This window comes from Methylomonas koyamae (assembly GCF_001644025.1).
GTDB lineage: Bacteria > Pseudomonadota > Gammaproteobacteria > Methylococcales > Methylomonadaceae > Methylomonas > Methylomonas koyamae_A.
The window spans coordinates 1-13,351 of the sequence record NZ_LUUK01000192.1 but is presented as its reverse complement, the minus strand read 5'-3'; the positions used below and the strand labels follow the sequence as shown (position 1 = coordinate 13,351).

Below are 13,351 nucleotides of genomic sequence, written 5' to 3'. Positions count from 1 at the left end.
AAAATGGCAACAGCCCCTAGAATCAACCAGGGTCAACCATAATCAATCTGTACCGCGTTACGCAAGGGCGCTCAAGTCGGCACGCTTCCGCTAGCCAATCGAGCACGTCGCATTTTCGCCGCCGGCTGCTATCCGCGCTTCTCCGACTACTCACCGATTCAGTTTCGGTCTTCCGACACTCCGCAACGTTCTCCGCCCGTTAGCGGTGCGGAATCCAGCTTTTCAGGTCGCTCGGACCTCATTTGGCTGAACGCTGCCCAATATTGCCGGTCGTTTGAGCCCCATTGGTTAAACGAAGTCCAATATTGCAGATCGTTTGGAGCTCATCAGCTTAACAGACCTCGATATTTCAGGTCGCTCTAGCCTTATTGGCTCAACGGAGCCGAAAATTTCAGATTGCTTAGAATTTCTTGATTTAACGGAACCCGGCGTTTTACGTCACTTGGAACCGTTTGGCGAGACGGCACCCTGTATTTCAGGTTCTTCGGAACCCGTCGGCTGAGCGAAGTGGGATGTTTCAGGTTGCCCGGAACTCGTTGGCTGAGCGGCGCCGGGCTTTTCAGGTTGCTCGGGAGTCGTTGGCTGAGCGGAGTCAGGGACCGTTGGCTGAGCGGAGTCGAAGCCAGCGTTTTGGCTATGACTCGCATTCCGGCACTCGGCCAATCGGTGCAATAAATTACTGTCGCCAGCCATCAGCGCCTGCTTCTTGTTGCGGCTCCAGCCTTGAATCTGTTTTTCCCGGATATAGGCGTCTTCAATCCGCTCGCACATCTCGCAATAAACCAATTGGACCGGCAATCGCGTTGCGGTGTGCTTGGCGCCCAAGCCGTTTTGGTGTTCCCACAAGCGGCGTTCCAAATCCCAGGTACTGCCGGAGTAATAGCTGCCGTCCGAGCATTGCAAAATATGCCGGTAAGGCATTGAGTACCCCCCAAAGATTCGGCTAGGTTCGCCGAGTTGAGCGGCGAACTGCGTTAAGCCGGACGCGCCGTTCCCTGAGTGGAGCCGCGTTCGCTGAGCGGAGCCGAAGCGAACATCGCGGCCAGCCAACCCGACTCCGCCCGGCTTCGATTCCGCTCGGCTTCGGCTCCGCTCAGCCGACGGAGTTAGTCGGCGTCGTTGAACTCGGCGTCTTCGTCGTCGGCCGGCGCTGGGGCGTTGGTCACGCGGCTGACGAAGGCTTTTTCGCGGATGGCTTTTTCCAATTCGGCGGCGGCCTCCGGGTGTTCGCGCAGGAATTGCTTGGCGTTGTCCTTGCCTTGGCCGATTTTGTCGTTGTTGTAGCTGTACCAGGAGCCGGATTTTTGGACGAAGCCGAATTCGACGCCCAAATCCACCAATTCGCCGAAGAAGGACACGCCTTCGCCGTACAGAATTTCGAAGTCGGCTTGCTTGAACGGCGGCGCGACTTTGTTTTTGACGATCTTGACGCGGGTTTCGTTGCCGATCACTTCGTCGCCCTTCTTGATCGCGCCGATGCGGCGAATGTCCATCCGCACCGAGGCGTAGAATTTCAGCGCGTTACCGCCGGTGGTGGTTTCCGGGTTGCCGAACATCACGCCGATTTTCATCCGCAGCTGGTTGATGAAGATCACCAGCGTATTGGAGCGTTTGATGTTGGCGGTGAGTTTGCGCAAGGCTTGCGACATCAGCCGCGCTTGCAGGCCCATGTGCGAGTCGCCCATGTCGCCTTCGATTTCGGCTTTCGGGGTTAACGCCGCCACCGAGTCGATAACCACGATATCGACCGCGCCGGAACGGACCAGCATGTCGGTGATTTCCAGGGCCTGCTCGCCGGTGTCTGGCTGGGACACCAAAAGGTCGTCGATGTTGACGCCGATTTTCTGGGCGTAAACCGGGTCCAACGCGTGCTCGGCATCGACGAAGGCGGCGGTGCCGCCCAGTTTTTGCACTTGCGCGATGGTTTGCAAGGTCAGCGTGGTTTTACCGGACGATTCCGGGCCGTAGATTTCGATGATCCGGCCGCGCGGCAGACCGCCGCAGCCCAGCGCGATATCGACCGACAACGAGCCGGTCGAAACGACTTCGATGTCGCGGGTCGCGGCAACGTCGCCCATCCGCATCACCGAGCCTTTGCCGAATTGTTTTTCGATTTGGATCAGCGCCGCGCCCAGCGCCTTTTTTTTGTTTTCGTCCATTGTTGCCTGCCTTGGTTTGGCTACTGAAAGCCGGCGATTATCCCATAGGCCGAGGCCTCGAAACAGCTTTTCTCGCGGCCGGCTCAGGCGAACAGCGCGGCCGCCTGGCATGGATTGAACGGAAAATACAGATGTAGATAGGAGGCTTGCAAGCGGCCGACCCGGTAAAACGCTTCGGCTTGACCGTGATGGCGGCGGGTAGTGGATTGGGTGTGCGGCGCCAGCGAGGTTTGCAAGGTCGAGAAATGAAAGCTGTGGCCGCGTATTTCGCCGTGCTCCAGTTCCAGACTGTGCATGCCCAGATTAGCGAGTTGGGTCTGCATCCGGGCCTGGCCGGGCAACAGGCCGACAATCTCGGCGGCCTGGCCGTCGCGGTCGGCCAGGCTGTCCAGCAAATACAAAAAGCCGCCGCATTCGGCGTAGATCGGCTTGCCGGCTTGGTGATGCTGGCGCAAGGCCTGTTTCATCGCCTGGTTGCCGGCTAGTTCGGCCAAGTGCAATTCGGGATAACCGCCGGGCAGGTAAATCGCATCTGCCGCCGGTAAATCGCAGTCGGCCAGCGGCGAGAAGAAGGTCAAGGTTGCGCCCAAGGCTTGCAGGCAGTCCAGGTTGGCCGGATAGAGAAACGAAAAGGCCGCATCCCTGGCGACCGCAATGGTCCGGCCGGCCAACAGGCGCGGCGGCGGCTCGCTCGTGACCTCGGCGAACGCCACCGGATCGGGCAAGCGGCAATCGCTGAGCAGATCGGCGGCGCGGGCCAAGCGCTGATCGAGGTCGGCAATTTCGCCGGCTTGGTGCAAGCCCAAGTGACGCTCTGGCAAACCGACCGAAGCGTCGCCGCGCATAGCCGCCAGCAGCGGCATGTCGTCCGGCAGGGCTTCGGCCAACAGGTTGGCATGGCCGGCGCTGCCGACCTTGTTGGCAATGACGCCGGCGAAGGCCAAACCCGGCCGGTAATAGGCCAAGCCGTAAGCGACCGCGGCAAAAGTTTGCGCCATGCCATGAGCATCGATCACCGCCGCGACCGGCACAGCAAGCGTTTGGGCCAGATCGGCGCTACTGCTGTCGCCGTCGTACAAACCCATCACCCCTTCGATCAGGATCAAATCGGCTTCCCCGGCCGCGCGATACAGCAACTCGCGGCAGTGGGCCTCGCCCATCATCCACAAATCGAGCTGATAGGCTGGGTGTCCGGATGCAAAGGCCAAAATCTGCGGATCGATGAAGTCCGGCCCGGTTTTGAATACCCTCACCTCGCGACCAAGCCGCCTATGGTAATAGGCCAGCGCGGCGGTCACCGTGGTTTTACCCTGGCCGGACGCCGGCGCGCTGATTAGGATGGCCGGACAAGGCTTAACCGGCGTAACGTGAACGTCGATCACCCGTCAGTCCCTGGGGTAAAACCACATTTGATACACGCTGAGCAGGATTTGCACGCCCATCGACAAGCCCATCAGCGCGCCGCTCAGCACCACCACGTAAGCGAACTCGCGGACATGTTTGGTGACGAACCAGGAGCCGACGTCCAGCAGCATCGCGACGAACGGAATCACCACCGCGATCCGTTTGACGTAAATATTCATGTCGCACAATAAAAAGATCTTGCCGATGAAAAACAGGATGAAGGCGATGCCGAACAAATGGATGTGCGATACCCTGACCAAGGCGGGAATCGACGCGCCGCCGGTGTGGGCAACTTCGGCGACGCCCGTAAAAGTGGTCAAATCCGGCAGCGACGGATTGGCGGCCGGATTGTGGCAATGCACGCAATCGCGGTTCAGAATCGGCGCGATTTTTTCGTCGTAGCCGTCCTTTTCCGCGCCGTCCTGTATCCATTTTTGAATAACTTCCTTGTCGCTCTTGTATTTCAGGTTAGGTTCCATAATGCCGTTGATCGCCGCGCCCAGGCGGGTTTGGCTGTTGGAACCGTGGTACATGATGACGATGTCGTCGATCGACAAGCCGCGCTTGCCGTCGCGGCCCTGGTGGGTGTAGTACATATTGACCAGGGCCATCAGGTAGCCCAGGCCTATCGTCAATAAAAACACGGTGTTGAGGATACGTTCGCTGACGGAAATATCCTTGAAACGGGTGTATTGCTTGCCCATGCGATCCCTCGGAGATTGATTGGATGGATAGTTTAACTTGGCAAAAAAAGACCGGCACGCAAAGTGCCGGTCAAGCGGGAGCCACGAGGTTTATCGAGGTCTTTAAGGACAACTTTAAAAACTTAACCAGGTATTGAAATACAAGGTGTTGTTGTCGCTGGCGTTGCGTCCCGAGCCGTCGTAATTCTTGTCGCCGCCGTCGAAACGCGTGTAAGCCACATATTGGGCCGCGAAACGCAGATTCAAGTAGGACTCGGCAACACCCGCCGTTTTACCGAACGGGATGTAATTCAACTCGAAGGTAAAGTAGTCCGAATTCGGCCGCCTGTTCGGCGATACTTCGTACAACACCGCGTCCTGATTACCGTGGATATGGTTGTATCCAACCGTCAAGCCGTAGGTTTGCTCGAAGGTGTAAGCGCCGTTCAAGCCCAAAAAGCCTAATTGCTGGTTGCGCTGTGCTGCGGATGCCGCGGCCGCGCTGGCCAGTAGATCTTGAGATTCGCGGATGTAGCTGGCTTTGAATTCATAGATATGCTTGGGGTTGGCCAAGTATTGGTAATTAAAATCCACGCCCAAATCGGTGTAGCGGTCGCTGACCGTCAACGTGGGGTCGGGCTGAACGTTGGCCCTGAAGCCGAAATGCCCCAACGATATATAGTGGCCTTGCCAATCCTTTTGCAAACCGATCCGCCAATACGGCGCTCCGCCATCCACTTTGACCGCGCCGTCGTCCCACTGCCCCATACCTTTTTGGGCGTACTTGGCAAAACTGGTATAGGCACCGGCTTCGAGGAAAACCGTATCGTCGATCATGCTGTACAAGGTTGCCCCGCCGATCTGGCCGCCCAGCGCGGCCAACGCCGGTTCGGCGCCGGGCGTACGCGCCAACGGCGATCCGGAATACGGGAATCCCCAAGCCGGCGTGGTGTTCCACAAATCCTGAACGGTCGGACTGTTATTGAACGACACGCCGTAGACAAAATTGCGCCCCAGCCAATCCGCTTCGTCGGCAATCCGAATATCGGTGTTGTCCAACGCGAAACGACTGGCCACGCCATCGTAGGTAAACTGCACGAAAGCGCCCATGTTGCCGTAAACCTTTCCGCCGTAAAACAACGAGGCCTGATCTAACGCCAGGTTGTTGTTGCTGTTAAAGTCGCGCCGCGCCAATACCGGGTCGGCGGGTATATCGCTATCGTTGCGCTTGGTATTGGTCAGCGAACCGACGGCCATGCCGCCGAAACGGCTGATGGCCGAATCGTTGTTACCCCACACGTAACCATTTAATTTGAATTGCCGGCCGTAAGGCGTCAAATTCGGACCGAAAGCTTGCGTATGACACATCGCGCAGGCCATGCCAGTTTGCCTGGCAAAACTCGGCAGGGCTTGCGCTTGACCGACGAAACCCCAGTACAAAACCGAACAAAACAACCAAAAGAAACGCCGAATCAATCGTCTCGTTATAATATGTTTTTCCATAAGTAACTCCATTAAAATAGAGTTTAAATTATAGCCAAGCCAAGATTAATCCAATATTAAAAATACGTTAATTTACGTTAAAAAACAGCAAGTTATAAATACTAAAAGCAAATAAAACCCCAAGCGCCGACAAAAGTCAACGCATTTCCAATTTTATGAAATTATTATCGACAATTCGCTGAAACAGTGACGGAACTAAAGCTGGTATAAACAGGCAACCCCGTTTATCTTTTAATAAACGACATTAAAACCATTAAAAATTAATAAATACGGAAGCCATCCCTAAATGATGCATCGTCATATTCACGTGCTTGGCATCTTCCAGATATTGATTCATATAGCCGATTTCGGTACGGACATGACTGTTGAAATTCCAGCCAAACCCGGCGAATACCCGGTTCTGATCGAAACCGGATTTGCCGCCCCAATCGGTGGTGTTGACCCGATAAAACGCTTCGTCCCAAGCCACCAGACTAAAACGCGGCTCGAACTCGAACGGATGCACGAATTTGATCATTTGCCGGGGACGTTCGCGGACTTGGTTGCCGCGCAGGAAGTTGCTTTCCCACATGGTCCTGAAGGTAAAAGTACCGATGTCGGTCGGCAGCACGTAACGGAATGCCGGCCAGAAATCCTGTTGGGCGATGTACGGCTTGTTTTGGTTTTGGGTCGGCAGCCAGGTGTAACCCAGCCAAATCGTGGCGCGATCGCTCAACGAGTAGCCCAGCGCGCCGCGCACCATGCCTTGGTACCAGTGCTCCCAGTTACCGTCGAAACGCGTCTGACCTTCCACCCAAACTCTGGCCTTTTCCAAATCCGGGTTGACGGCTTTCAGACTTCCTTCGCCAACCATTTGCAACCAGGCCCCGGTATCCTCGGCCAACTCGCCGGCTTGCGCGCTGGAGATACCCGGTCCGGCGGTGAAAATCGCGGTTACCGTAAGCGTTGCCAATATCAATCGATTCGATGTCATTTCGGTCCTCCGACGACAAAACTAAAGTTTCAATACCCGTCTCGCGGGCATGCCTCCGGCCTGGGCTGCATGACTGCGCCTTAGGCGGAAAAGGTGATTATTCGAGGTGGTGTCGGCGGCCGGCTCGCACGCCGACCGGCCACCGGTTAAGACCGCTCAGACACTCAATTTTCGGCGCGCGGCCAAGTGGTGATCCGAGTAGGAATGGTGATCGTCCAATCCGAGGATCTGGCAACGGCCGCCCGCATGATTGTATTCCTCGGTGTAGTGATGGATGAACTCCATCACGGTATGATCGATCAAATCGACGTCCGTCAAATCAAAGAACACGTTTTGTTTTTCCGGAAAATCCGCAAGCAAACTCTTCAGGCTGATGAAATTCGAAAACACCGCCGCGCCGCTGACCGCGATATGGTAGGTATCGGCGTTGGTTTGATTGACGTGGTAAGCCATCGAGAAGATATTGCCGGGTTTCAAGCCGCGGCTGACGTGGATCAATAACTCGACAACGATGCCGATTGCCACGCCGACCAACAAGTCGGTGGCAATCACGCCGATAATCGTGATCACGAAGACCGCGAAGTTGTCCAAGCCCACGGTCAGGGTTTTGGCGAATTCCTTCGGAGAGGCTAAACGAAATCCGGTAAATACCAATAAGGCCGCCAACGAGGTCAACGGAATTTCGTGTATCAAGCGCGGAAACAAGGCGACGAAAATCAGCAAGAACAAGCCGTGGAAAAAGTTGGCCCAGCCGGTTTTAGCGCCGTTGTTAATGTTGGCGGAGCTACGGACAATTTCGGCGATCATCGGCAAGCCGCCTATCATACCCGACACCAAATTGCCGACCCCAACCGCCGCCAAATCGCGGTTCAAATTGGAGTTGCGTTTGTAAGGATCGAGTTTATCGACCGCCGAGGCGCTCAACAAACTCTCCAAACTACCAACCAGCCAGATCGTGACGACCGAAATCCAAAATTCGTGGTCGGTGATTTTCGAAAAATCCGGAAAATAAAACCCGGACATGAAGTTTTCCGGTACCGCCACCAAAAAGGCCGGGCCCACGGTAAATTCGTGGTGCGGCAAAATTTCCGCATCGGGCAAGAACAGGTACTGATGGATATGATCCAAATCGAAAAACTGGCCCAGGGCCAAACCCAACATCACCACCAACAGCGGCGCCGGAATCATTTTCAAAGCCGGCTGTTTGATGACAGACCACAGGATTAATAACGCTAATCCGCACAAACCAATCAACGAAACTTCCGGGTTCATTTCGACGATCGAATGCGGGATTTCCGCTATGGTCCCCAATAAGGTCTTGGCTTCGGGCTTAACCCCCAACAAGGTATGAATCTGCTTGGCCATGATGATGATACCGATCGCGGCCAGCATGCCATGCACCACCGAGGACGGAAAAAACGCACTCAGCTTGCCGGCCTTGAAGACGCCGAGCAGCACCTGCAACACGCTGGCAACGACAATGGCGGCCAACGTATAACGGTAGCCGGCCATCGCATCGCCCTGTCCGAGCGATTGCACCGCGTCGACGATGACGACAATCAAACCGGCGGCCGGGCCATTGATCGTCATATAGGAGCCGTTGATCCGAGAGACCACCACGCCGCCGATAATCGCGGAAATAATGCCGGCCATCGGCGGAAACCCGGACGCCATCGCTATCCCTAAACATAGCGGCAGCGCAATCAAAAACACCAAAAAACCGGACAGCAAATCGCTACGCCAGTTTTCGATCAACCCCGGTATACCTGTTTTAGGTAAAGCTACAGTGGATGCTTGCGACATGGTAAATCTCAGCTTAATGGAAAACCTTTGTTAAGCCAGAAATATGCCAAGCACCTCAACCTCGCGCAAATACTAGGTTTGCACGGCTTTGGTTCGCGTCCAATCGCTTGGCATTCGACCAGGCTGGTTTATTAAAACCACGCACCTTGGTTGAAATCCACCACGCGCGCGATTTGCACCACTCGCGGTGCAAACTCTTGCTGATTGCCGGTGAATCGCCCGGTCCACGCCCCTCAAATCCACGCCAACAGAGCGCGCTGCACGGCTATACGAAAACGCTCCCTATCATTCCGGTGCGCGCGCCGCACCAAACCGAACAAACGCTGCCTGGCTAGCGGTCTATTCAAGCCGCCGAACTGTGGCCGGCGTCCGGTTGAAATCAACCGGCCACCCCGGCGATTTGCACCGAAGCCTATCGATATTCTCGAATTAGATATTACGATTCAATGATTTACGAACAGGCATGACTTGTGCATTACTAAATTAAAGTCCGGCATGCCCCGAGGTAAGCCGGACCGCTTACTCGTGGTCGCCCACCCGCGCATCGGGCAACCCACGGAACTCAGGTTTGCCGGCTCTTTTCTTTTGATACGAGGTTGATGTACCCATGACGGTTTCCAAACCCACTACACCGCTAAACGATCAGCTGCTCGGCAACGCCGGCGGCTTCGATCTGGATGCGGCGATCGAACACATAGCCCATTGGCTGCCTACGCAAGGCCCGCTAAAAGATTTTATCCACCACAATACGCTGCACGCGGTGCAGGACAAGCCCTTCCATGAAGGCGTGGCGATTGCCGCTCGGATCTTTGGCGCCCGCAGCTATTTGCCGTTAGCCGATTATCAAAGCCGCTACCGGCAAGGCCGTATTCGCGACGATGCGATCGACTGGGCCTTGGCGCACTGCGATTGCCCGGAGGCCGAACGCGCCGCGCTACGGGAACGCCTGTTCGAAGACGACAAGCACAGTCACTATCCGCCGATTTCGCTCGCTAACCACGGCATACGCGCGCATTGGATGACGGCTCTGGAAGTCGATTTGAACGCGTTGGCCCATCCGGTGGTATTCCGCCTGCTGGGCAATTTTCTCGACCAAGGTATCAGTCGCTGGACCTTGGCCAAGGACGGCGAAAGCTTCTGGGATTGCGTGCTGCGCTTGACGCAAAACAGTTTGCTGCCGCTCTATCCTTTTCATATCGCCGAAGTGCGCGAATTGTTAAATCAAGGGCCGGACGGCGTCATCGCTCATTGCCTCGAACGCATGGTCGGCGCGGAGTCCTGGTACGAACAATATCTGTTGGAGTTGCTGCTCTCTCACCCCGGTTGGGCCGGCATGGTCAGGTTGATCGAGCTCAATCCGCAAGCCTTGCTGGCTAAAAGGACGATTTCGTTGAAGCAGTTGATCGCTTTCGAAATGGCCTGCGAGCTGGCATTTCTGACCAAAAAACGCGGCAAGCAGTTTAGCAACATCGCCAAGCTACCCCAGTTGGACACCTTACCGCGCTTCGAACACCAGCTTGCCGATTTGGCGATCCCGTTGCGTTTACGGGTCTGGCACGAAGCGATGGAATGGTCCATGCACAGCGAGTTGCTGGCCGCATTGGTCACCCAGCCGGTAACGCGAGCAACTCCAAATACGACCAAAGTCAGCCCGACCGCCCAGGCCCTGTTTTGCATCGACGACCGAGAATGCTCGCTGCGTCGGCATCTGGAAGAAATCGATCCAAGCATCGAAACTTTCGGCGCCGCCGGTTTTTTCGGCATCGACTTCTTATATCAGGGTTTGGACGACGTTTACCCGGTCGCCCAATGCCCGGCCGTCATCACCCCCAAGCATTTGATACGCGAGGAAGCCCCCCATCAACACCGGAAAAAAACCAAAACCAAAAATCTGGCCGGCATGCATTTCTCGGCGCATTCGATGTTTCGGGGCTGGCTATTTACCCAAACCATCGGCTTGGGATACGCGATTCGTTTGGCCTGGAACGTGTTTCGTCCCGGCGCCGGCGTTCCCAAGGTTCAGCAACTCAGCGAGGTGGAGGCTCACTCGCATCTGCACCTATTGCGAGAAAACGACGAGCCGACCGAGGAAGGTTATTTGCTGGGTTTCTCGTTTTCGGAGATGGCCGACCGAGTCGGCGGCCTACTGCGTAACATTGGCCTGACCCAGGGGTTCGCGCCGTTGGTAGTTATCGTGGCTCACGGCTCCAGCAGCGTCAACAACCCGCATTTCGCCGCCTACGATTGCGGCGCCTGCTCCGGCAAGCCGGGCGCGCCGAATGCCCGCGCCTTTGCCTGGATGGCCAACCATTCGTCGGTACGCGACATTCTGCGCGAACGGGGCATCTCGATTCCGGACGACACCTATTTCGTCGCCGCGCTGCACAACACCAGCCGGGACGAAATCAGCTACTTCGATCCGAACGCCTACCGGCACCGCGATCTAAGCAAACTGCATACGTTCAAACATGCGATGCAACATGCCTTGCTCAGAAACGCCCGCGAGCGTTGCCGTTGGTTCGAATTGGGACCGCAATCGCATTCCAATAAGGAGGCCCACCGCCACGTGGTGGCGCGTGCCTCGTCGATTTTCGAGCCCCGTCCGGAATACAACCATTCCAACAATCTTTACTGCGTGGTCGGCCGCCGAGAACTGAGCCGCCAATTATTTTTGGATCGCCGTTCATTTTTGCATTCCTACGTGCCGGACAGTGACCCGCAAGGGGAAATCCTGGCCAAAATCCTTGGCGCCATCATTCCGGTGTGCGGCGGCATCAACCTCGAATACCTATTTTCCCGCGTCGACAATTCGGTCTATGGCGCCGGCACCAAACTACCGCACAACGTGATCGGCCTGCTGGGCGTCGCCAATGGTGTCGAGGGCGACTTGCGTACCGGATTGCCGCAGCAAATGATCGAAGTTCACGAACCGGCCCGACTGCTGATGGTGATCGAGCAGCGCCGGGACATCGTCGATCAAGCCCTGGCCTTAATCGGCGATCTGAAGGAATGGCTGGACAACGAGTGGATACGCTTTGCCTGCCAAGATCCGCTCAGCCACGAACTGTTTTATTACTCGGCGCGGGGCTGGGAAGCCGTACGCCTACCGGCGTCGTTACAGCCGCCCGCCGCGCCGCATTCCGAACGGATTATCGTCGGTAAAACCGAAACGATACCGGTCCATCAATTGCTTGGGAGACCCGCATGAATGGCTTGATACTCGCCAGCCTGTTTTTACCGATGCTCGGCTTTATGCTGATTCTGGCATCGGCGCCGAACGAACACCGCATCGCCAGAATCAGCCTTTGGACCGCGCGCCTGATGGGCTCGTGCGTTTTGACCCTGTTGGCGACATGGTCCGCTTACGGCTTCCCGAACCACGAATTCGTTTGGTTCGATCTGTACGCTCGCGGCGACTACCACTTCCCGATACTGTTCTATTTGGACGTGGTCGGTGCGACCTATCTGTTCTGCGCTTGGGCGATATTCGCGATCATCGTCCGCTATTGCCGGGTCTACCTGCACCGCGAGCCCGGCTATAAGCGCTTTTTCCTGACCATCTTCGGCTTTAGCTTCGGTTTGAATCTGGTGATTTTGTCGGGCTCGATCGATATGTTGTTCGCCGGCTGGGAAATTGTCGGCGTTTGTTCGTTTCTGCTGATCGCCTTTTACCGGCATCGGCCGCAACCGGTCCGTAACGCGTTGCGCGCCTACACCATCTACCGGTTTTGCGACGTCGGACTGTTGCTGGGCGCCTGGATGAGCCATTTGCTGTTTCACGAGAGCCAACACTTCAGCGAGCTGGCCAACTTGTTCGATCACGCGGCCATGCCGCCGGCCGGCTATGCCTCGTTGCTGTTTTTGTCGTGGTTGATTGTGATCGCCGCTTCCGGCAAATCGGCGCAGTTTCCGTTTTGTTTTTGGTTGCCGCGGGCGATGGAAGGTCCGACCCCATCCAGCGCGATATTTTACGGTGCCTTGTCCATCCATTTGGGCGTGTTTTTGCTACTGCGGACGATGCCGATCTGGAGCTACCATTATGTGAGTCGTCTGGTCGTGTTGGCGATCGGCTTGCTGACCATCGTCGTCGCCAGTTTGTCTGAAAAAACCCAATCCAACATCAAGGGTCAGATCGCCTATGCATCGATTACCCAGGTTGGCTTCATGTTCGTCGAACTGGCATTCGGTCTGGAACCTCTGGTTTTGATGCATTTTCTCGGTAACGCCTTCTTGCGCTGCTACCAATTGCTGGTCTCGCCGTCCATCGTCGCTCACCTGTTAAGGGTCGAAGGATCGGTGGATACCGACTTCGTCATCAAACCCAGCGCGATGCGCGACCGTTTGCCCTATTCGATTCGCGACACCCTGCCGGGCGTGCTGCAAAACACCTTGTACGTGTTCGCGCTGCAAGAGGGCAATCTGGAGCGACTGGTGAGAATGAGTTTGTGGGATCCGCTGAAGACCATCGGCAGCCGGGCCAACGCCGTGCGGCCGGCGGTTAAATACTTGGTGCTATTTTCGGTACTGGCGTTGATTCCGGTGTCGAAACTGCAACAAACCGTCGATCCGGCGTATTTGTCCATGCCGGTCTCATTGGCCATGGTATTGGCGACACTGGGCGCGTTCAGTCAAAACCGCAATCCGCTGCGGGTTTGGCACGCAATTGCGCTAAGCTGCCTACTGGCCGGCGCGGCGGTGTGGATGATGACGCCGGAGGCTGCCCCCGATGTCCTGCTGTTTGCCAGCGGCATTGTACCGTCCTGGCTGCTCGGCATTTTCGTCCTGAAACGCCTGCTGCGCGACGAAGATTTCGCGGCGATGCCGTT

At 56.3% G+C, this 13,351-nt stretch carries 9 protein-coding genes; 2 read left to right on the top strand and 7 right to left on the bottom strand.

The features are described 5' to 3' along the window. Nucleotides 1-438: 438 nt before the first annotated feature. From A1355_RS17705 to A1355_RS17675, 7 genes are all read right to left on the bottom strand, one after another. Nucleotides 439-921 (bottom strand): GIY-YIG nuclease family protein, encoded by a 483-nt coding sequence (locus A1355_RS17705; RefSeq protein WP_082885623.1) that lies wholly within the window; start codon nt 919-921, stop codon nt 439-441. A 185-nt stretch (nt 922-1,106) separates the two neighbouring features. Beyond that, on the bottom strand, nt 1,107-2,159 hold the full coding sequence (gene recA, locus A1355_RS17700) for a recombinase RecA (RefSeq protein ID WP_064030604.1): 1,053 nt from the start codon (nt 2,157-2,159) through the stop codon (nt 1,107-1,109). Nucleotides 2,160-2,242: 83 nt separating this feature from the next. Then, on the bottom strand, nt 2,243-3,541 hold the full coding sequence (locus A1355_RS17695; RefSeq protein ID WP_231883715.1) for a cobyrinate a,c-diamide synthase: 1,299 nt from the start codon (nt 3,539-3,541) through the stop codon (nt 2,243-2,245). 3 nt (nt 3,542-3,544) lie between these two features. After that, complete coding sequence (locus A1355_RS17690) at nt 3,545-4,267, bottom strand: hypothetical protein (protein ID WP_064030603.1); 723 nt, start codon at nt 4,265-4,267, stop codon at nt 3,545-3,547. 114 nt (nt 4,268-4,381) lie between these two features. Further along, a complete protein-coding gene (locus tag A1355_RS17685; protein ID WP_064030602.1) occupies nt 4,382-5,749 on the bottom strand; it encodes a hypothetical protein in 1,368 nt (455 codons plus the stop codon). Between the two features lie 253 nt (nt 5,750-6,002). Beyond that, on the bottom strand, nt 6,003-6,722 hold the full coding sequence (locus tag A1355_RS17680; RefSeq protein ID WP_064030601.1) for a DUF2490 domain-containing protein: 720 nt from the start codon (nt 6,720-6,722) through the stop codon (nt 6,003-6,005). Between the two features lie 156 nt (nt 6,723-6,878). Continuing rightward, nucleotides 6,879-8,525, bottom strand: a complete 1,647-nt coding sequence (locus A1355_RS17675; protein ID WP_064030600.1) for a SulP family inorganic anion transporter — start codon at nt 8,523-8,525, stop codon at nt 6,879-6,881. A gap of 607 nt (nt 8,526-9,132) precedes the next feature. Between A1355_RS17675 and A1355_RS17670 the strand changes: the two genes are divergently transcribed. Beyond that, nucleotides 9,133-11,733 (top strand): YbcC family protein, encoded by a 2,601-nt coding sequence (locus A1355_RS17670; protein WP_064030599.1) that lies wholly within the window; start codon nt 9,133-9,135, stop codon nt 11,731-11,733. Next, the coding region (locus tag A1355_RS17665) for a proton-conducting transporter membrane subunit (RefSeq protein ID WP_064030598.1) at nt 11,730-13,351 on the top strand (1,622 nt) is incomplete at its 3' end. The genes A1355_RS17670 and A1355_RS17665, both read left to right, overlap by 4 nt.